Genomic DNA, 19309 nt, shown 5'->3' with positions numbered 1-19309 from the left:
GGCGGCGCTCGGCCTCGGCGCGCGCCCGCTCGCGGTCGCGCTCGGCGACCGCGGCGGCCAGGTCGCGCTCGGCAGCCACCCGCAGCTCATCGGCCGTGCGCTCGGCTGCGGCCTGCGCGTCCGTGGCCGCCCGGAGCCGGGCGCCCTGCTCGGACACCCGCCTGCGCAACTGCTGGTACTCAGTGTCGCGCTGCTCCCCCGCCACCCGGGCCTGTACCCAGGCCTCGGACAGCTCGCCGCGCAGCCGTTCCATCTCGATCGTGAGCTTGTCCACGCGGGACAGGGCGGCGTCCAGCTCCGCCCGCAGCTCCCCCGCCTCGCCCCGGCGCACCGCCGCGGCGACGGCGTCGGCCGCCGCCGGGTCGTCGTTGAGGATCGCCGACGCCGCGGCGGTAAGCGGGTCGTCGGCGGTGACGGTCAGCTCGCCTGGCCGGTGCTCCTCCCACCAGGCCACGACGGCCGTGCGGAAGGCCGCGGACGACGCCAGCTCGGCCGTAAGGGCCTGCGCGCCGAGCTTGGCGCGCTTGGCCGGGGTGAAGCGGGCGAGGCGGCGCAACGCCACCGGCACGTCCGCGAGGGGCATCGCACCCACGGCGGTGGCGGCCAGCCCCGCCAGGCGCCCGCGCACCGCGTCGGGGAGCCGTTCCCAGTCGAGGGCAGCACACGCCTCGGCCGCACCCGCTTCGGGCAGGCCGGACGGTCCGTCAGACCTCGACATCGGTCAAGGTTATCCTCGCTAGGCCCGCTGCACCCGTTACGCGGCGGTCACAATGCACACGTCGGGCCAGGCTCGGTCCGGAAATCCTGTCGGGGGCCGGCGCTAGCGTCCGCCGCCGTGCCCGTCCGCTCTCCCCAACTGTCGTTCGACGAACTCGGCACACCGCTGCGCGAGGTCACGTTCGTCGTGCTCGACCTGGAGACCACAGGCGGCTCCGCGAACGGTGGCGATGCCATCACCGAGGTCGGGGCGGTGAAGGTCCGCGGCGGCGAGCGGATCGGCGAGCTCGACACGCTCGTCGATCCCGGCACCGGTGTGCCGCCCGGCATCGTCGCCCTCACCGGCATCACCTCGGCGATGACGGCGGGCGCCCCACGGATCGAGGCCGTGCTGCCCACCCTGCTGGAGTTCCTGCGGGGCGCGGTGCTCGTGGCCCACAACGCCCCGTTCGACTCGGGCTTCCTCCGGGCGGCGTGCGAGCGGCACGGGCAGGTGTGGCCGCGGCCGCCGGTGCTGTGCACGGCCCGGCTGGCCCGCGCGGTCCTCCCCCGCGACGAGGCCCCCAGCGTCCGGCTCGGGGCGCTCGCGCAGCTCTTCGGCACCGCCACCCGCCCCACCCACCGCGCACTCGCCGACGCCCGAGCCACGGTGGAGGTGCTCCACCGCCTGCTGGAACGGGTGGGCAACCTCGGGGTGCAGAGCCTGGAGGAGCTGCTCGCGCTGGCCAAGGAGTCGGCGCCGCACCGCCCCACCCAGCAGCAGCGGCAGAAGCGCGTGCTCGCTCAGAGGGTGCCCTCGGCGCCCGGCGTCTACCTCTTCCGCGGCCACGGTGACGAGGTGCTCTACGTGGGCACCAGCGGCGACCTGCAGCGCCGCGTCCGCAGCTACTTCACCGCAGGCGAGCGGCGCCGCAAGGTGCGCGACATGGTGTCGCTCGCCGAGCGCGTCGACACGGTCGTCTGCGCGCACGCGCTGGAGGCGTCGGTCCGCGAGCTGCAACTCATCGCGGCCCACCAGCCCCGCTACAACCGCCGCTCCCGCCGTCCGCATCACACGTGGTGGATCACGCCCACGGTCGAGGCGTTCCCGCGGCTGTCCGTGGTCAACTCCCCCCGCGAGGGGGCGCTGGGGCCGTTCTCGTCGCGGCAGGCGGCCGCGGCGGCGGTCGACACCGTGCTCGACGCCGTGCCGCTGCGCCCGTGCACCCAGCGCATCCCGGCCAGCGGTGCCTCGGCGTCGCCGTGCGCCCTGTACGAGCTGGGCCGCTGCGGCGCGCCGTGCGCCGGGCTGCAGACCCCGCAGGAGTACGCCCCGGCCGTCACGGCGCTGCACGACCTGGTCGCCGGCCGCGACGACGCCGCGCTGCGCACGATGGCCGACGAGGTCGACGCGCTGGCGGCGAGGGAGCGGTTCGAGGCCGCGGCGCGGCTGCGCGACCGGCTGGCCGTCCTGGTGGTCGGACTCGCCCGGTCGCAGCGGCTGACCGCGCTGGCGGCGCTGCCCGAGCTCGTCGGCGCCCGCCCGGACGGGCGCGGCGGCTGGGAGGTGGCTGTGCTCCGGTACGGGCGGCTCGCGGCGGCAGGCGTGGCCCGCCGCGGCACTCCCCCGATGCCGGTGATCGACGCCCTGCGCCTCGGCGCGCAGACGATCCTGCCGGGACCCGGCCCGCTGCACGGCGCGCCCGTGGAGGAGGTGCGGCTGCTGCACCGCTGGCTCTCCACCGGCGGCACCCGCCTGGTGGTCAGCGAACCGGCATGGACGGAGCCGGCCCGCGGGGCGGGCGGCTGGGGCGGGTGGGCCGAGCGCGCCCGCCCGGTCGAGGTGGACCTGGACTAGCGGTGGACTAATGTCCGGCGAGCCGCCCACCGAGACCAAGGGAGCCGTCGTGATCACCGCGATCGTCCTGGTGCACACCGCCGCCGACCGCATCCCGGAGACGGCGCAGGCCATCGCCGACCTCGACGGGGTGGCGGAGGTCTACTCCTGCGCCGGTGACGTCGACCTGATCGCCGTGGTCAAGGTGGCCGCGCACGAGCAGCTCGCCGACGTGATCGCCGGGCGGCTCAGCAAGGTCGAGGGCGTGCTGCGCACCGACACCCACATCGCCTTCCGCTCCTACTCCCGCGCCGACACCGAGGCGACCTTCTCCGTCGGCCTCGACCCGGAGGGCCTCAGCAGAGGGCCGGCGTGAGCAGTGCACGCATGTCCGGCACCTCCTCAGGCGGCGAGGTGAACGCGTACGTGACCGCGCCTCCGGTGGTGGTGGCCGCGCCGAACGAGTAGTACCCCGAGATCCCGCCGGAGTGCCCGACGGCATCGACGGTCCCGCCGCCGGGGCAGGCCAGCTGGAAGGTCGTCAGCCCGATCCCGTAGCCGAACCCCGGACCCATCGCGTCCGGGGAGCCGGTGACCATGTCGTCCAGCTGAACCGGACCCAGCAGCCTGCCGTCGAGCAGGGCGAGGTAGAAGGCGTCGATGTCGGCCCCGGTGGAGACGATCGCGCCGGCCGCCCACGGCACCGACGGCTCGATCTCGGACACGTCGGTGAGCCCGTCCCCTTCCGGCTGGTAGCCCTTCGGGTGCGGCCCGCGGATCGCACGCTCGCCTGCCGGGGGCAGATAGGTGTCCGCCAGCCCCAGCGGAGTGAGGATGCGGTGCTGCAGCTCCTCGGCGTACGGACGGCCGGTGACCCGCTCGACGAGCATCCCCGCCACGATGTAGTTCGCGTTGGTGTACCGGAACTCGGTGCCGGCGGGGAACTGGGCCGGCTTGCCGTTGAGGACGCCGAGTATCTCGTCCGGCGTGATCGTGACGCCCGTCCGCGCCGCCGCCAGCTCGTTGCCGCGGGGGTCGTCGGAGAACTCGGCGAGGCCGCTGCGGTGCTGCAGGATCTGCCGGACGGTGACCGTTCCGGCGTCGAAGCCCGGCTCGGTGATCAGCCCGGGCAGGTACGTGTCGATCGGGGCGTCAAGGTCGACCCGCCCCTCCCCGACGAGCTGGAGCACCATCACCGCGGTGAACGACTTGGTGATGCTGCCGACCCGCACCTGCTGCGTCGTGGCCGGGATCGGATTGCCGGCAGCTAGGTCGCCGACCCCGCTGCGGACCTCCACCGTCTCCCCGCCGCGGCGCACGGTCGCGAGTCCGCCGACGACGCCGGCGCCGGTCAACGCATCGAGTTGGGCCTGGACGGCCGCACGGGTGGCGGGCGCAACGGCCGGCCCCTGCGCCTCGCTGGTGGCACACCCGGTCGTGACGAGCCCGACCAGCCCGAGCGCCACTATTGTTCTTCTTTTCAGCATGTCACGACGCTATGAACATCCCGCCCCGCCGAGATCGGGGAAGATCCCTACCGCGACCCGGAGATCGGGTCAGCCGCGGGCCTCGGCGATCTCGACCTGACGCGGACCGCGCTCTCGACGGTCGGGGTTCCCAGGCGAGGGTATTTCAGCCTCGCAAGGAGCTGGAGATCTCGACCCAGCGGGTCAGCAGCCGCTCGGCCGCGCCGGAGTCGATGGCCGCGGCCGCCCGTTCCAGCGCCGGCGGGAACGCGTCGCTCAGATGCGCGGGCGGCCCGTCGAAGGCCACGAGGGCGCCTGCCGCGTTGAGCAGCACGGCCTCGCGGACCGGGCCGGGCGCGCCGCCGACCAGCGAACGGAAGACCTCGGCGTTCTCGGCCGGCGAGCCACCGCGCAGGTCCTCGCGGGTAGCGGGGGCCAGGCCGAACGTGGCGGGGTCGAGGCTCTCCTGCCGCACCTCGCCGCCGCCCACCACCCAGACCGTGCTGGTCGTGGTGGTGGTCAGCTCGTCGAGCCCGTCGTCGCCGCGCACCACGAGCGCCGACGCCCCACGGCCTGCGAACACCTCGGCCAGCACCGGGGCCATCCTGGCGTCCGCACACCCGACGAGCGCGGCGCCCGGCTGGGCCGGGTTGGTGAGGGGGCCGAGCACGTTCATCGCGGTGGGCACACCGAGCTCCCGGCGCGGACCGGCCGTGTACCGGAAGCTCGGGTGGAACACCGGGGCGAAGCAGAACCCGATGCCGACCTCGGCGACGCACGCCGCCACCCCGTCCGGCGGGAGGTCGATGGCCACGCCGAGCGCCTCGAGGACGTCGGCGGCACCGCTGGCCGACGACGCAGCCCGGTTGCCGTGCTTGACGACAGGCGCTCCCGCCGCCGCCACGACGACCGCGGTCATCGAGGAGATGTTGACGGTGTGCGCCTGGTCGCCGCCGGTGCCGACGACGTCGACAGCCGGGCCCGGCACCTCGACGCGGCGGGCGTGGCGCAGCATCGCCTCGGCGAGACCGGCGATCTCGGCGGCCGTCTCACCCTTGGCGCGCAGGGCCACGATGAACCCGGCGAGCTGCGCGGAGGTGGCTTCGGCCCCGAGGACCCGGTCCATGACCCACGCCGTCTCGGCCGCCCCCAGGTCCTCGCGGGCGATCAGCCTCCCCAGGAGGGAAGACCAGCTGAGGGCGCTCTTGTCAGCCACGGATCGCGGGATCGAGTGCGGCGGACCGGCGCAGCACGTCGGCCACCGTCTCCGCGGCGGTGAGCGGGTCGAGCGGGTGCACCAGCACCGCGTCGGCCTGGGACCAGGTCGCGAGCCACCGGTCGTCCCGCCTGCGCACCGTCACGACGATCGGGGGGCAGGCGTCGATCTCGTTCTTCAGCTGACGGGACAGGCCCATGCCGCCGGTGGGCTGCGCCTCCCCGTCCAGGATCGCGAGGTCGAGGCCGCCGGCGTCGGCAGCGGACAGTACCTCGGCGATGCCGCCCGCCTCGATGAAGCGGACCCGGCCGAGGTCGGGAGCCGGACGCCGGCCGACGGCGTTGATGATGGCCTCGCGGACCTCCGGACGGTGGCTGAAGACCAGCACGGTCAGGGTCTCGCGCGCGACGGGGCTGCTCACGGTCTGGAACTGTAGTGTCCCGCCGCGCGTTCTCCAGAGGCCGACCCCATGGCCTACACCGACGTCGGGGTTCGAACCGTGACCGGACCGAGGCATCCCCGACAGGCCGTAGAAGTTGGGCGGGGGTCATAATGCCCCTGTGACGACAGCGGCTCCCGGCATCAGCGCGCGCATCCACTCGCTGAACCGCCCGAACCTGGTCAGCGTTGGCACGATCGTCTGGCTGTCCAGCGAGCTGATGTTCTTCGCCGGGCTGTTCGCGATCTACTTCACGGCACGGGCCCAGAACCCGCCCGGCGTGCCGTGGCCGCCCCCGCCCACGCACCTGGACGTGCCGTACGCCCTCGTGGTGACGATCATCCTGGTCGCGTCCTCGTTCACGTGCCAGTTCGGCGTGTTCGCAGCGGAGCGCGGCGACGTGTTCGGCCTGCGGCGGTGGTACCTGCTCACCCTGGTCATGGGTGCGCTTTTCGTCGCGGGCCAGGCCAACGAGTACCGCACCCTCATCGAGGAGGGCACCACCCTCTCGTCGGACGCCTACGGCACCGTCTTCTACCTGACCACGGGCTTCCACGGCCTGCACGTCCTGGGCGGCCTCGTCGCGTTCGTCTACCTGCTCATCCGCACCAAGCTCAGCAAGTTCACCCCGCAGCAGGCCACCGCCGCCATCGTCGTGTCCTACTACTGGCACTTCGTGGACGTCGTCTGGATCGGCCTGTTCTCCGTCATCTACTTCATCCGCTGACCGCGACGCCGACCCCGACGACGACGCCGACCGCAAGGGCTGGAAGACGCAGACGATGACCACCACATCCCCATCGAGTAGCCCTCGTGGCCCGCGCAGCCGATTCCGCCGCCGCGTGGCTGCGGCGTTGGCGCTGGGCATCGGCCTGCTGACGGCCGGCGGCCTGTACACCGCCTTCGCCCCGCAGCCCCAGGTCGCCACGGCGCAGAGCACCGACGCCGCGCTCGTCGCGAAGGGGCAGGACCTCTACAACAACCACTGCATCAGCTGCCACGGCTCCAACCTGCAGGGCGTGCAGGACCGCGGGCCGACCCTGATCGGCGTGGGTGACGCGGCGGCGTACTTCCAGGTGTCGACGGGCCGGATGCCGCTCGCGCGCCAGGAGGCGCAGGCCGTGCGCAAGCCGCCGCTGCCGGAGTTCGACCCGAACACCGCAGAGGGCCAGGCCAACCTCAACGCGCTCGGCGCCTTCATCCAGGCCAACGGCGGCGGCCCCACCCGCCCGGCCGCCTCGGGCGAGGCGCTGCGCGGAACCGACCCGGCCCGTGGCGGCGAGCTGTTCCGCCTCAACTGCGCCTCGTGCCACAACTTCACCGGCCGCGGCGGTGCGCTGTCGTCCGGCAAGTTCGCCCCGAACCTCGACCCGGCCACCGAGCTGGACATCTACACAGCGATGCTCACGGGGCCGCAGAACATGCCGAAGTTCTCCGACCGGCAGCTCGCGCCGGCGGAGAAGGAAGACATCATCGCTTATGTCAAGTCGGTGACGAACGGCAACAACAACCCGGGTGGCAACCCGCTGGGCGGAATCGGTCCGGTGTCCGAGGGCCTCGTCACCTTCATCGTCGGCATCGCCGCCATGATCGGATTCGCACTGTGGCTGGGAGCCAAGTCATGAACACCTCGCGACAGGACCCACCGGGCCTGGGCACCGAGCACCCACACCCGCGCGTCCCCACCCCAGCCGAGGTGGAGGAGATGCCGATCGAGGATGCGGCCCGGCTGGCCACGGAGCTCGACGACGTCCAGGTGCTGCACAACCAGCGCAAGTGGCCGGTCCCCGGCACCCGCGCCGAGAAGCGCGCCGAGCGCTCGGTGGCACTCTGGTTCGTCATCTCGGCGCTGTCGGGTCTCGCGTTCCTCGCGTCCTTCCTGTTCTGGCCCTACCAGTACGTCGCCCCCGGCGCGCCGGGCTACGGGCTTTACGCGCTCTACACCCCGATCGTCGGCGGCACGTTCGGCCTCGCGGTGCTCGCGCTCGGCATCGGCGTCATCGCGTACGTGAAGAGGTTCTTCCCGGACGAGGTGTCAGTGCAGCAGCGCCACGACGGCGCGTCCGACGAGGTGGCGCGGCGCACCGTCGTGGCGCAGCTCGTCAAGGCCGGTACGGACACCGGCATCGCCCGGCGCACGGTGATCAAGCGCGCCGCCGGTGCCGCCGCCGGTGTGTTCGGCCTCGCGCTGGGCATCGCCGCGATCGCCCCGCTGGTCCGCAACCCGTGGAAGCTCGGCCCCGACTCGCCCCTGTGGGTCACCGCCTGGCGGCCCATCGGCGGCGAGACCGTCTACCTGCGCCGCGACACCGGCGACCCGACCGAGGTCTCGCTCGTCCGCCCTGAGGACCAGGAGCCGGGCTCGATGGAGACCGTGTTCCCGTTCCGCGAGTCCGAGCGCGGCAACGCGGAGGCCCTCATCGCCGGGCTCAGCGGGTCGGACACGCCGGTCATGCTGATCCGCCTCCGCCCCGGCCAGCCGGTCGTGCAGCGCGCAGGGCAGGAGAACTTCCACTTCGGCGACTACTACGCCTACTCGAAGATCTGCACCCACCTGGGCTGCCCCACGTCGCTGTACGAGGCGCAGACCAACCGGATCCTCTGCCCGTGCCACCAGACGCAGTTCCTGGCCACGGAGTACGCAAAGCCGATCTTCGGTCCCGGCACCAGGCCACTTCCCCAACTGCCGATTACAGTCAACAGCGAGGGCTACCTCGTTGCGACGGGTGACTTCCGCGAAGCGGTCGGCCCGGCCTTCTGGGAGCGGAGGTACACGCCATGAGTTCGATCACGACACCCACCAGCAGTGGTGCGAACCCGCACGTGGTGAAGGCGCTCGACGAGGCGGACCAGCGGTACCACCCGGCGGCGGGGCTGCGGAAGCAGTTCAACAAGGTCTTCCCGACGCACTGGTCGTTCATGCTCGGCGAGATCGCCCTCTACAGCTTCATCATTCTGCTGCTGTCGGGCACCTACCTCGCGATCTTCTTCGACCCGTCGATGGTCGAGGTCACCTACAACGGCCCGTTCGAGAACCTGCGCGGCATCCACATGTCCCGCGCGTTCGAGAGCTCGCTGCAGATCTCATTCGACGTGCGCGGCGGCCTGTTCGTCCGGCAGGTGCACCACTGGGCGGCGCTGATCTTCGTGGCCGCGATGGTCGTGCACATGTTCCGCACGTTCTTCACCGGCGCCTTCCGTAAGCCGCGCGAGGCGAACTGGGTCATCGGCGTGCTGCTGCTGTTCCTCGGCTTCTTCGCCGGCTTCACCGGCTACTCGCTGCCGGACGACCTGCTGTCCGGCACGGGCCTGCGCATCGCATCCGGGTTCACCCTCGCCGTCCCCGTGATCGGCACCTGGACCCAGTGGGCCCTGTTCGGCGGGGAGTTCCCCGGCACGGAGATCATCCCGCGGCTCTACATCGTGCACGTGCTGCTCATCCCGGGCATCCTGCTGGCGCTGATCGCGGTGCACGTCGGGCTGGTCTGGTACCAGAAGCACACCCAGTTCCCCGGGCCCGGCCGCACCGAGGGCAACGTCGTCGGCGTCCGGATCCTGCCGGCGTTCGCCGCCAAGGGCGGCGCGTTCTTCGCCGTCACGGTCGGCGTCATCGCGATGATGGGCGGGCTCTTCCAGATCAACCCGATCTGGAACTTCGGCCCGTACAACCCGTCCCACATCTCCGCGGGTTCGCAGCCCGACTGGTACGTCCTCTTCACCGAGGGCATGCTGCGGATCTTCCCGCCGTGGGACATCCACTTCGGCGACTACAACATCCCGCCGGCCTTCTGGGCCAGCCCCGCGTTCCTCCCGGTCCTCTACGTGCTCGCCGGCATCTACCCCTGGGTGGAGAAGCGGTTCACCAAGGACAACGCGCTGCACAACCTGCTGCAGCGGCCGCGGGACGTACCGGTGCGCACGGCGCTGGGCGTCATGGCCATCTCGTTCTACACGGTGCTGGTGCTGAGTGGCAGCAACGACCTGATCGCCTACTTCTTCGACGTCTCGCTCAACGCCACCACCTGGGCGGGCCGCATCGGGGTGCTGGTCGTGCCGCCGATCGCCTACTACGTCACCTACCGGATCTGCATCGGGCTCCAGCGCAGCGACCGGGCGGTGCTCGAGCACGGCATCGAGACCGGCATCATCCGCAGGCTCCCGCACGGCGAGTTCATCGAGGTCCACCAGCCGCTCGCCGGCGTGGACAGCCACGGCCACCCGATCCCCCTGGAGTACCAGGGCGCTCCGGTGCCGAAGAAGATGAACCAGCTCGGCATGGGCGGCTCGCCGGTGGCCGGCTCGCTGCTCAAGCCCGACCCGGCCGACGAGACCGCCGCGCACGAGCGGGCGAAGGCCGAGGAGGCGGCTGCCGAGGCCGCCGCCCACCGCGAGCGCAGGGCGCTGGCCGGCCGGCCGAAGGACGAGTGAGGTAGCAGGTTCACGAGAAGGGCCCCGCCGGGTGATCCGGTGGGGCGCTTCTTGTTGTGTGGCTACTCCGGGAAGTCGAACTCGCCCGCCTCAACGCCCTTGACGAACGCCACCCACTCCGCCGCGGTGTAGACGTGCGGCTCGGCGGTGGGGTCGGCGGCGGGTCGCAATGCCACTCCACCGTCGGCCAGCCGCGACATCTCCACGCCGCGGCGGACGTTCCCGACGTCCCAGCCCCGTACGCCCGCGAGGAACGCCTGCCACGCAGCCGTGGTGTGTTGGTGCGGGGCGCGGGAGCGGTCCTTGGTGTCCCGGACGGCGACCCCGCCGTCTGGCAGCGGCGCCACCTCGACGCAGCTCCCGCCGTTCTCGCCGCTGAAGCTGCTGGTGCGCCAATCCAGGTTGTCCAAGTCCCCGAGCCCGCCTTCCGCGTCTACAACTCGCCGGCGACCCGCCGGATGAGCTCCCGCGACTCGACCGGGGCCAGCGCAAGGGTCCGCAGCTGGTCGAACTTGAGTCTAGCCAGCGTGACCTCGGGTTCCTTCTCCAAGAGTGTGGCGCCGAGAGCATGCTCCGCGTAGGCCATGTCCGGCTCTCCCAGGTCTCCGAATCTGAGCACCATGAACCCGGAGGCCAGCGCGGGATGCGCTCCCTGCCCGGCAGGCAGCACCTGGAGGGTGACGGTCGGCAGTTCTGCCGCCGTGTGCAGATGTGCGAGCTGCGCGCAATGCGTCTCCCGGCCGCCGACAGGGTTCCGCAACGCCGCGTCATCGAGAATCGCCGCCAGCCGTAGCGGGTCATCTTCGGAGTGCAGGCGGCGTTGCCGGATCGTGCGGACCTCCACCTCGCGCTCGCGTTCCGCAGCCGTCCGGCGCATCGGCGACGCGTCATAGAGGGCGCGGCTGTAGTCGGGCACCTGCAGCAGGCCTGGCACGAACCCGAGCGCGTACTCCAGCACCTGGGTGGCCTCGGTCTCGTAGCCGACGTAGGAGTTGTCGCCCAGCCCGTAGGCCCGGTACCAGCCGCGCTGACCGGCCTCCCGCGCCAGCGCGAGCAGCTCGGTCCAGTGGTCGCCGCCGGCGTCGAAGAGGTCGAGCATGCTCTTGACCAGGTGCACGTCGGCCTTCTGCTGCCCGGTCTCGATGCGGCTGAGCCTGCTGACCGAGGCGTCGAGCGCGGGCGCCGCCGATTCCAGCGTGTACCCGGCCAGCTCGCGCAGCTCCCGGAGCCTGCGGCCGAGGATGCGCCGCCTGATCGACGACCCGTTCCGCTTCTCCATGCACCCTCCGCGTCGGCCCGGTGACCGAATGGTGTCAGTGGGAACTGCACAAATGGGATTCCCACGCTGATCGATCCCGTCCGGCGGTTCCCGTGAGGAACCTCGGCGGGAGCCGACAGAGGGGGAACCACCAGTGCACGAGCAATCAACAGTGCTGGCCAGAGCTGCGGGAGTGATCGCGAACTCCCCCGGCCTCTGGTCGCGCCTGCTCACCGACCACGTCGCGGGTCACGACGGCCGGTGCCGGGCATGCCTGTCGCAGGTGCGGCTGGCACCGCTGTGGCCGTGCCGGATCGCGGTGCTGGCGTCGACGGCGCGGGCGGCACACGAGCGCGACAAGATCACCAATCTGGGAGCTTGAGCTGCACGAGGTGGTCGTTGCTGGCCTGCGCGAGGCCACGCGGCGTCCGGCGGCCCCAGGCTCTGCACACACATACGCGTCCATCCACTCGCCGGCCGGCCGTGAGGTGCACGCCAGAGCTGTTTGATCTTGGGCGAACCACTCTCAGGTTCATCTCACGGCGGCACCCGGTGCGTATTTGTGTGCAGAGCCTGGAAGCGCTCGGGGCGCCGCGAGCTGCAGATGTGCAGCTCATGTCCCCATCTTGGCGATCACGCTCCTCAGGCTCCACGCGGCGGCGGCCAGTGCTCCGGCGTACAGGAGCAGGTAGACGTCCGGCTGCAGGGAGATCAGGCCGGTGCTCGGGATCGGGCCCACGCCCGGTCCGGGCAGCCTGGTCACCACAGCGAGCGTCACGATGAGCAGGCCGCCCAGCAGCGCCACCGCGGCCCGGGCGCCGGCCGCAGCCCTGGCCACGAGCAGCACCATCAGCGGCACCGCCCACACCCAGTGGTGCGACCACGCAAACGGGGCCAGCGCGGCGGAGGCGAGCCCGCACAGCGTCACGGCGAAGAGTTCCTGCCCGGCCCGGTGCGCCTGCACGGCGAGCACGATCGTTGCGGCACCGAGCACCACCGCAGCGGGGATCCACAGCACGGGGAGCCCAAGCCGGGCGAGCAGGCCGTTGAGCGAGTGGTTGCTGAGGCCTGCGACGTCGGAGATCCGGTCCGCGGCGACGAACGTGCCGTGCACCCAGTAGTCCACCGAGTCGGCGGGGGCGAGGAGGAAGCCCAGCACACCGGCCGCCACGAACACCCCCACCGCCGCGGCCGCGGCCCGCCGCCGCCCGGTCACCAGCAGGTACACCACGAACACCAGCGGCGTCAGCTTCACGGCAGCGGCGAGGCCCACACCCACCCCACGCCAGCGGCTCCCCGGGCGGCCCAGCAGGTCGCCGACCACCAGCGCGAGCAGCACGAGGTTGATCTGGCCGAGGTAGAGGGTGGTCCGCACGGGGTCGAGGCCCGTCGCGACCACCGCCAGCAACGCGGCACCCGCGATCCCGAGTGGGAGGCCGGCGGCCCGCCCGCAGCGGTGGACGACGAAGCCGAGCAGCCCGATCCCCGCGGCCGTCCACAGCACCTTCAGTAGGCCGAGCGGCAGCACGGAGAGTGGCGCGAACAGCACGGCCGCGAACGGCGGGTAGACGAACGGGAGGTCGAGCAGAACCCCGCCGTCGTACAGCGGCGCGCCACGCAGCACGTGCTCGCCGCCCGCGGCATAGACCTGCAGGTCTATCATCAGCAGGTGCGCGTCCGGCCACAGCGCGAGCACCACGGCCTGCCCGACGAGCACGGCGACGGCGAGCCCGGCGAGGTACCAGCGCAGCCGGCGTCCGTCCATCCGGCGAGGTTAGTGTCCCCTGCGGAGCGGCTGGGAGATGCTCGGGTCTCCAGATGTTCGGAACTCCAGGGGCGGACGAGAGGTGGGCCGATGAAGGTCGACGCGATGCTGCAGGGCACCGGGCTGGCAGAACTGGCGAAGGAGGCCAGGGATCGGGAGGCGGCCGGCTACGACGGGCTCTGGAGCTTCGAGGGCCCGCACGACCCCTTCCTGCCGCTCATGCCAGTGGCCGAGCACACCGCGCGGATAGCGGTGGGCACGGCGATCGCCGTCGCGTTCGCGCGCAACCCGATGAGCATGGCGTACGTGGCGCACGACGTGCAGGTGCACTCGGAGGGCCGGTTCCTGCTCGGCCTCGGCAGCCAGGTGAAGCCGCACATCGAGCGCCGGTTCGCGATGCCGTGGAGCCGGCCGGCCGCGCGGATGCGGGAGTACGTCAGCGCGCTGCGGGCGATCTGGTCGGCGTGGGAGACGGGCGAGCGGCTCAACTTCCACGGTGACTTCTACAGCCACACCCTCATGACGCCGTTCTTCTCCCCCGAGCCGAGCCCGTGGGGGCCGCCGCAGGTCTACCTGGCCGCTGTCGGCGACCAGATGACCCGCACCGCGGGAGAGGTGTGCGACGGGCTGCAGCCGCACGCGTTCACGACCCGGCGCTACCTGGAGGAGCAGACCCTGCCGATCGTGCAAGAGGGCCTGGCGGCGTCCGGGCGGAGCCTCGCGGGCTTCTCGATCTCCTTCTCCGGCTTCGTCGTCTCGGGCACCAACGAGGAGGAGATGGCCGCTGCGGCCCGCGGCACGCGCGAGCAGATCGCGTTCTACGGGAGCACGCCGTCCTACCGGAAGGTGCTGGACCTGCACGGCTGGGGCGCGCTCGGCGACGAGCTGAACAAGCTCTCCCGCGGCAGCGACCCGGCCCGCTGGCAGCGGATGGGCGAGCTGGTCGACGACGAGGTGCTGCAGGCGTTCGCGGTGGTGGCCGAGCCGGACCGGCTGGGCGCGGCGCTGCTGGAGCGCTTCGGCGGCCTGGTCGACCGCTTCACCTTCTACGCGCCCTACCCACACGCCGACGACCTGTTCGCGCGGGCGACGGAGGAGCTGCGCGCGGCGCCTTAGTCACGGTCCCGGCACAGGCACTGGCACGACATCAAGGCCGTCGATCCCAGCGAAGTCGGCCGGATTGCACGTGTGGACCGGCAGATCATTGGCGATCGCTACTGCAGCGATCAGTGCGTCATAGGCCCGTGCTTGCGGCTTACGTCCAGCCTGCCGCAGCGCGGATGCCACCCGGCCGAATGCGCGCGCAGCGGACGCGTCAAAGGGCAACGGGTCGAAGTCGGCCTCCGCCTGCTGCAGGACGGCCTGACGCGCCGCCCGCTCCTTCTCCGAGCCGGCGACGAGCGGTCCGACCGACAGCTCGGCAAGGGTGATCGTCGAGATGAGGGGCTCCTCGGGAAGACCCTGCTCAGTACGCAGGAGGGGGAGCGCGATGACTGTGCTGGTGTCCAGCAGTCCTCGCCGATCCGCTCCGGTCACAGGGCAGGGTCCAGCACCGCATCGACATCCGAGCGGAAAACGCGCGGGTCCACTACGGGGACACCGCGCCAGCGGGCGAGCAGGGACGTGGCGCTGAGCCGCGGGCGCGGCAAGGGGCGCAACTCTCCGACCGGAACCCCGGCCCGCGTCACGACGACCGTCTCGCCGTGCTCAACGCGCTGCAACACCTCGCCACCGTGATTACGCAGCTCGCGGATGGTGACCTCGTCCACGCGACGACCGTATCACACGTGAGACAGCGGCGGCTTCTCGCGCCGCCGACGCGTCTGTTCCCCGGTCGCCTGCTGCTCGTCCGTCGACCAGGCAACGGCAGCGTCACGATCCGTTCGCAGATCGGCGCTCACCATGCGAAACCGGACAGCAGGGCGGATCATCAACGCACGCCGACCCGCACCTGAGGAGCCACAATGCTCGCGATCGTCGCTGCCGTCCTCTTCGGACTCGCCCTCATCTTCGACCTCGCCGGGATCTCGATCCAGGTGATCACGAGCGGGATCCTCGTCACGGCCGGGCTGCTGTGCCTTGCGCTGTTCCTGGCCGGCATCGGCACGCGCTCGGTGAGCTACCGCCGCAGCCGCCGCTGACCGCGAACCCGGTTGCCCCGCCCGCCCGCCTGAGCCCAGGCTGGGCGGGTGCGGGCGCGGGGGGCACCACTCGGTAGCGGATTCGCGCGGCTGTGGACAGCCAGCGCGGCCACCAACGTCGGCGACGGGGTAGCCCTCGCCGCCGGTCCCCTGCTGCTCGCGTCGCTGACCTCCGACCCGGCGCTGGTGGCAGGTGCGGTGTTCGCACAGCAACTCCCGTGGCTGCTGTTCGCACTGCCCGCGGGGGTGCTGGTGGACCGGATCGACCGGCGCAAGCTCGTGGTGCTGGTCAACCTCGTGCGCGCCGCCGTCATCGGCGCGCTCGCCGCCGCCGTCGCCACCGGAAGTGCGAGTGTGGCGCTGATCTACGTTGCGCTGTTCGCCGTCGGCACGATGGAGACGCTGGCCGACAGCGCGAGCACCGCCCTGCTGCCGGCCCTCGTGCCACCGGACCAGCTGCCGCGCGCAAACGCCCGGCTGGTCGGCGTCCACATCGTCGGCAACCAGTTGCTCGCGCCGCCGCTCGGCGCCGCGCTGTTCGTGCTCGCGGCCGCGATCCCGTTCGGGCTCAACGCGGCGACGTTCCTGATCGGGGCCGTGCTCATCGCGACGCTGCGGATCCCGCGGCCCGAGCCGCGGTCCGAGCCGCACGCGCCGTTGCGCCGGGACGTCACCACGGGCATGCGCGCGCTCATGCGCCACCCGGTGCTCCGGATGCTCGCCATCTGCCTCTCGCTGATGAACCTGACCCTGATGGGCACGTTCTCGATCCTCGTGCTCTACGCCCGCGAGCGGCTGGGCCTCGACGAGGTGGGCTTCGGCCTGCTGCTGGCCGCGTCCGCGGTCGGCGGCGTCGCCGGTTCCGCGGCGTCGGCCCGCCTGCAGGAGCGGTTCGGGGTGGCTGGGCTCCTGCGTGCCGGGCTGGTGATCGAGACGTGCACGCACCTGTCGCTGGCGCTGGCGCGCGCACCGTGGGTCGCGATCACCACCATGGTGGTGTTCGGTGCGCACGCCAGCGTGTGGGGTGTGCTGACGCTGTCCTGGCGCCAGCGGGCGGTGCCCGACGCGCTGCGCGGGCGCGTCAACAGCGTCTACTTCCTCTTCGCCATCGGGGGAGCGGCGATCGGGGCCCTGGTCGGGGGACTGACGGCCGGCGGCCTGGGCATCACGGCCCCGTTCTGGCTCGCATTCGGCGGGATGTCCGTGCTCACGGTGGTGGCCTGGCGGCGGTTCACCCCGGCCCGGCTCGACGACCCCGACCCGGTGCCGATCCCTGCCTCGTGATCAGTGGCGCCAGCTGTGCTTCGGCTCGTACCCGAGCACGCGGCGGGCCTTGTCGATCGACAGCATCGTCTCGTGCTCGCCGAGCGGGCGCGTGACCGGCACGCCGGGGTAGACCTCGGCCACCAGCTCGGTGCTCGGGCGCGACATGACAGTGTCGGCGTTCGCGATCACGAACACCTCCACGCCGGTGGCGTCGTGCTCCAGTGCGAGCCGCACGGCCTGCGCCCCGTCGCGGCCGTCGATGTAGCCCCAGAGGTTCCAGCGCCGCAGCTGCGCGTCGGCGTCGAAACCGGGGAAGGCGGTGTAGTCCTCGGGGTCCATCACGTTGGAAAAGCGCAGCCCGAACGCCTTGAGGTCGGGCACCCAGCGGGCGAACTGCCGCGCCATCTCCTCCTCCAGCGTCTTGACCAGCGAGTACGTGCTCTCCGGCCGTGGCGCGTACTCCTCGTCCACCGGGATGTAGGGCGGTGGGGTGTCGAACGGGAGCCCGAGCACTGTCTCGCTGGACGCCCACACGATGTTGCGGATGCCGGCGGTGCGGGCCGCGGCGAAGACGTTGTAGGTCGCGGTGATGTTGTTGGCGAACGTGGCCGAGTTCGTGGTGCGCCCCGGCGCCGGGATCGCGCCGAGGTGGACGACGGCGTCGACCCCGTCGTGCCTGTCGTCGACGCGGGTGAGCGCCTCGAGCACCTGGCCCTGGTCGGTGAGGTCGAGCTGGACGAACGACCCGCCGGGGAGGCTCGGGTGCGGCACGCGGTCCAGACCGATCACCTGGTAGCCGTGCTCCTGCAGGTCGCGCACGACATGCCGGCCCAGCTTCCCGCTGCTCCCGGTCACGGCGACGGTGGTCATGCATCCTCCGAGGTAAGTGGGCGGCCGCTGCTGCGGCCACTCCTGCCTACCACCCGGACGGGGCCGGGGCATTGCCACCCCACGTGTGATGCGCGCTATCGTCGTCGCATGCGCATCGCCCTCGCTCGTGCCGCGGCAGTATTGCCGCGCGTCGGCTGAGCCAGGCTGCCGGCGCGCCCGCTCTCCCTCGTTCGTCCGAGGCCTGGCTCGGGCCCCCATCGCAGTGGACCTTCCCGGAGCCCAACATGACTCTTGTCGACCACTCCTCCCGCGCAACCTGGACCCCGCGCCTGCCCCGCAGGCACGAGATCGTCACCACCGGTGGTGTGCAGGGCGTCCTCGACGTCGGCGCTGCCCTGCGTGCGTGCGCGTTCCCGGTCTCCGACTTTTTCGTCGACGTCCGCGACGGCGTGCCCTACAGCTCCGTGACCTGCACGGTCTCGCTCACGAACGCCGAGTGCTCCACCTTCGCCGAGCGCCTCTCCGCGCTGAAGGCGGTCGTGTCCGTCGAGCCCTGCTGACGGCTCCCGGCGTCACGCGGGCGCTCAGGGGCTGGTGCTGGCCCCGTGCGCGTGGTCGATCATCTCGGCCAGCTCGGCCACCTTCACCCGCTCGGCGCCCCGCAGCCCGCCGCGGCGCACCTCCTCGGCATCGAGGCGCAGCCAGCCCGTCCAGTCGACCGGGCGCACGCCGTGGGCGGCCAGCGCCGCCCGCAGAGCCTCCGGCCCGGGATGCGCCGGGGCGGGCAGGCTGGGCAGATCCTCCAGGAGCGCGGCGACGGTCTCGTTGGCGTCGGACTTGTTCGTGCCGATCACGCCGGTGGGACCACGCTTGATCCACCCGGTCACGTACGCGCCGGGCACCGGGACGCCGTCGCGCACCACCCGGCCACCGATGTTGGGGACAGTGCCGGTGACCGGGTCGAACGGCAGCCCGGGCACCGGTTCCGCCGCGTACCCGATCGCGCGCACGACGAGCCCGACGTCGAGGGTCTCCTCGACGCCGGTGCCGACCACGCGGCCGTTGCCATCCGTCGTGTTCCTCTCGACCACCACGCCGCTCACGCGCCCGTCGGAGCCGAGGATCCGCACCGGGCTGCGCAGGAACCACAGGTGGATGCAGCGGGGCTTGCCGGTCGGCGCGCCCCGGGACCACTCGGTGAGCATCGCGAGGTTCTGCTTCTGCCGTTTGTCCTGCGGCTCCTCGACACCGTCGGCGAGCAGCCCGTCGTCGTGCACGACGACGTCGGCGTTGGCGAGCTCGCCGATCTGGCGCAGCTCGGCCGGGGTGAACCGGACGTGCTCGGGGCCGCGGCGGATGAGCACGTGCACGTCCCGCACGGCGCTTCCGCGCAGCACGTCGAGCACCGGGTCGGGCACGTCGGTGCCGGCCATCTCGTCGGAGGTCTTCGCCAGCACCCGCGCAACGTCGAGGGCCACGTTGCCCGCCCCGACGACGGCGACACCGGGGTGGTCGAGCAGCGGGCGCAGCCCGGTGTGGTCGGGGTGCCCGCAGTACCAGCTCACGAACGCGCCGGAGCCCAGCGAGCCGGCCAGCTCCTCACCCGGAACGCCGAGCATGCGGTCCACCGAGCTGCCGGTGGCGTGGACGATCGCGTGAAAATGTTGCCGCAGCTCCTCCAGCGGGATGCCGCCCTCCCCTACGCGCACGCCGCCGAGGAACTCGACGTCGGCCGGGTCGAAGGGCCTCTGCAGCACGCGGATGACCGACTTCATCTTCACGTGGTCGGGGGCCACGCCATAGCGGACCAGGCCGTACGGGGCCGGCAGGCGGTCGATGACCTCGACGCTCACCGGCTCCCCGGACGCGAGCAGCGCTGCCGCGGCGTACAGGCCGGACGGGCCAGCTCCGATCACCGCGACCCTGGCGTGTGGCTGCTGCGTCACGTCGACTCCTGTTATGTGAT

Annotated in this window: 21 protein-coding genes and 1 pseudogene; 11 read left to right on the top strand and 11 right to left on the bottom strand. The window is 72.1% G+C overall.

Translation table 11 applies throughout. The annotated features are described in order from the left end of the window. A pseudogene (locus tag ABD143_RS26525) lies at positions 1-718 on the bottom strand (NYN domain-containing protein); the annotation flags it as partial. Positions 719-835: 117 nt separating this feature from the next. On the opposite strand from ABD143_RS26525, the gene ABD143_RS26520 reads away from it, so the two are divergent. Both ABD143_RS26520 and ABD143_RS26515 read left to right on the top strand, forming a co-directional pair. Beyond that, positions 836-2554 carry a DEDD exonuclease domain-containing protein gene (locus ABD143_RS26520; RefSeq protein ID WP_343983951.1) on the top strand — a complete coding sequence of 573 codons (1719 nt, stop codon included), beginning with the start codon at positions 836-838 and terminating at the stop codon, positions 2552-2554. A 49-nt stretch (positions 2555-2603) separates the two neighbouring features. Beyond that, positions 2604-2909, top strand: coding sequence for an Lrp/AsnC family transcriptional regulator (locus tag ABD143_RS26515; protein WP_343983995.1), 306 nt, complete (start codon positions 2604-2606; stop codon positions 2907-2909). On the opposite strand, the gene ABD143_RS26510 is transcribed toward ABD143_RS26515, so the two are convergent. The 3 genes from ABD143_RS26510 to ABD143_RS26500 form a co-directional block, all read right to left on the bottom strand. Next, a complete protein-coding gene (locus ABD143_RS26510; protein ID WP_343983949.1) occupies positions 2890-4020 on the bottom strand; it encodes a serine hydrolase domain-containing protein in 1131 nt (376 codons plus the stop codon). The two genes, ABD143_RS26515 and ABD143_RS26510, sit on opposite strands and share 20 nt — an antisense overlap. Positions 4021-4165: 145 nt before the next feature. Further along, positions 4166-5215 carry an anthranilate phosphoribosyltransferase gene (gene trpD / locus ABD143_RS26505; protein WP_343983947.1) on the bottom strand — a complete coding sequence of 350 codons (1050 nt, stop codon included), beginning with the start codon at positions 5213-5215 and terminating at the stop codon, positions 4166-4168. Further along, on the bottom strand, positions 5208-5636 hold the full coding sequence (locus ABD143_RS26500) for a hypothetical protein (RefSeq protein ID WP_343983945.1): 429 nt from the start codon (positions 5634-5636) through the stop codon (positions 5208-5210). The genes trpD and ABD143_RS26500 overlap by 8 nt, the downstream gene beginning before the upstream one ends. A 139-nt stretch (positions 5637-5775) precedes the next feature. On the opposite strand from ABD143_RS26500, the gene ctaE reads away from it, so the two are divergent. The 4 genes from ctaE to qcrB are packed head-to-tail and all read left to right on the top strand — an operon-like array spanning position 5776 to position 10082. Continuing rightward, positions 5776-6381 carry an aa3-type cytochrome oxidase subunit III gene (gene ctaE / locus ABD143_RS26495; RefSeq protein WP_343983943.1) on the top strand — a complete coding sequence of 202 codons (606 nt, stop codon included), beginning with the start codon at positions 5776-5778 and terminating at the stop codon, positions 6379-6381. A 55-nt stretch (positions 6382-6436) separates the two neighbouring features. After that, a complete protein-coding gene (gene qcrC / locus ABD143_RS26490) occupies positions 6437-7279 on the top strand; it encodes a cytochrome bc1 complex diheme cytochrome c subunit (protein ID WP_343983941.1) in 843 nt (280 codons plus the stop codon). Further along, a complete protein-coding gene (qcrA, locus tag ABD143_RS26485) occupies positions 7276-8436 on the top strand; it encodes a cytochrome bc1 complex Rieske iron-sulfur subunit (RefSeq protein ID WP_343983939.1) in 1161 nt (386 codons plus the stop codon). The genes qcrC and qcrA overlap by 4 nt, the downstream gene beginning before the upstream one ends. After that, positions 8433-10082, top strand: coding sequence for a cytochrome bc1 complex cytochrome b subunit (gene qcrB, locus ABD143_RS26480; protein WP_343983937.1), 1650 nt, complete (start codon positions 8433-8435; stop codon positions 10080-10082). The genes qcrA and qcrB overlap by 4 nt, the downstream gene beginning before the upstream one ends. 62 nt (positions 10083-10144) lie before the next feature. Here qcrB and ABD143_RS26475 read toward each other — a convergent pair whose 3' ends face one another. Beyond that, the gene (locus ABD143_RS26475) at positions 10145-10492 is read right to left on the bottom strand and encodes a DUF397 domain-containing protein (RefSeq protein ID WP_343983935.1); all 348 of its coding nucleotides are present in this window, start codon (positions 10490-10492) and stop codon (positions 10145-10147) included. 23 nt (positions 10493-10515) lie between these two features. Beyond that, the gene (locus ABD143_RS26470; protein WP_343983933.1) at positions 10516-11361 is read right to left on the bottom strand and encodes a DUF5753 domain-containing protein; all 846 of its coding nucleotides are present in this window, start codon (positions 11359-11361) and stop codon (positions 10516-10518) included. A 133-nt stretch (positions 11362-11494) separates the two neighbouring features. Here ABD143_RS26470 and ABD143_RS26465 point away from each other — a divergent pair, with 133 nt between their 5' ends. Continuing rightward, entirely contained in the window at positions 11495-11722 is a 228-nt protein-coding gene (locus tag ABD143_RS26465; RefSeq protein ID WP_343983931.1) for a hypothetical protein, read from the top strand. Between the two features lie 231 nt (positions 11723-11953). Here ABD143_RS26465 and ABD143_RS26460 read toward each other — a convergent pair whose 3' ends face one another. Then, the gene (locus ABD143_RS26460; protein WP_343983929.1) at positions 11954-13105 is read right to left on the bottom strand and encodes a glycosyltransferase 87 family protein; all 1152 of its coding nucleotides are present in this window, start codon (positions 13103-13105) and stop codon (positions 11954-11956) included. A 90-nt stretch (positions 13106-13195) separates the two neighbouring features. Between ABD143_RS26460 and ABD143_RS26455 the strand changes: the two genes are divergently transcribed. Next, the gene (locus ABD143_RS26455; RefSeq protein WP_343983927.1) at positions 13196-14221 is read left to right on the top strand and encodes an LLM class F420-dependent oxidoreductase; all 1026 of its coding nucleotides are present in this window, start codon (positions 13196-13198) and stop codon (positions 14219-14221) included. Here the strand turns inward: ABD143_RS26455 and ABD143_RS26450 are convergent, their stop codons facing one another. Together ABD143_RS26450 and ABD143_RS26445 are read right to left on the bottom strand one after the other, a co-directional pair. Then, positions 14222-14641, bottom strand: coding sequence for a type II toxin-antitoxin system VapC family toxin (locus ABD143_RS26450; RefSeq protein WP_343983925.1), 420 nt, complete (start codon positions 14639-14641; stop codon positions 14222-14224). It abuts the gene before it with no gap. Further along, positions 14638-14874 (bottom strand): type II toxin-antitoxin system Phd/YefM family antitoxin, encoded by a 237-nt coding sequence (locus tag ABD143_RS26445; protein ID WP_343983923.1) that lies wholly within the window; start codon positions 14872-14874, stop codon positions 14638-14640. Before ABD143_RS26445 ends, ABD143_RS26450 begins: the two co-directional genes overlap by 4 nt. Positions 14875-15069: 195 nt before the next feature. On the opposite strand from ABD143_RS26445, the gene ABD143_RS26440 reads away from it, so the two are divergent. Both ABD143_RS26440 and ABD143_RS26435 read left to right on the top strand, forming a co-directional pair. Further along, positions 15070-15246 carry a hypothetical protein gene (locus tag ABD143_RS26440; RefSeq protein WP_343983921.1) on the top strand — a complete coding sequence of 59 codons (177 nt, stop codon included), beginning with the start codon at positions 15070-15072 and terminating at the stop codon, positions 15244-15246. 48 nt (positions 15247-15294) lie between these two features. Continuing rightward, positions 15295-16530, top strand: coding sequence for an MFS transporter (locus tag ABD143_RS26435; protein WP_343983919.1), 1236 nt, complete (start codon positions 15295-15297; stop codon positions 16528-16530). Here the strand turns inward: ABD143_RS26435 and ABD143_RS26430 are convergent, their stop codons facing one another. Further along, a complete protein-coding gene (locus ABD143_RS26430; RefSeq protein WP_343983917.1) occupies positions 16531-17382 on the bottom strand; it encodes an NAD-dependent epimerase/dehydratase family protein in 852 nt (283 codons plus the stop codon). Positions 17383-17627: 245 nt separating this feature from the next. Here ABD143_RS26430 and ABD143_RS26425 point away from each other — a divergent pair, with 245 nt between their 5' ends. Beyond that, positions 17628-17903 (top strand): hypothetical protein, encoded by a 276-nt coding sequence (locus ABD143_RS26425; protein WP_343983915.1) that lies wholly within the window; start codon positions 17628-17630, stop codon positions 17901-17903. A 24-nt stretch (positions 17904-17927) separates the two neighbouring features. On the opposite strand, the gene ABD143_RS26420 is transcribed toward ABD143_RS26425, so the two are convergent. Next, positions 17928-19289 carry an FAD-dependent oxidoreductase gene (locus tag ABD143_RS26420; protein ID WP_343983913.1) on the bottom strand — a complete coding sequence of 454 codons (1362 nt, stop codon included), beginning with the start codon at positions 19287-19289 and terminating at the stop codon, positions 17928-17930. Between the last annotated feature and the right edge of the window lie 20 nt (positions 19290-19309).

It is taken from the genome of Pseudonocardia aurantiaca, from assembly GCF_039526725.1.
Lineage (GTDB): Bacteria > Actinomycetota > Actinomycetes > Mycobacteriales > Pseudonocardiaceae > Pseudonocardia > Pseudonocardia aurantiaca.
The sequence above is the reverse complement of the archived record's forward strand: the minus strand, read 5'-3'. Positions and strand labels throughout refer to the sequence as shown.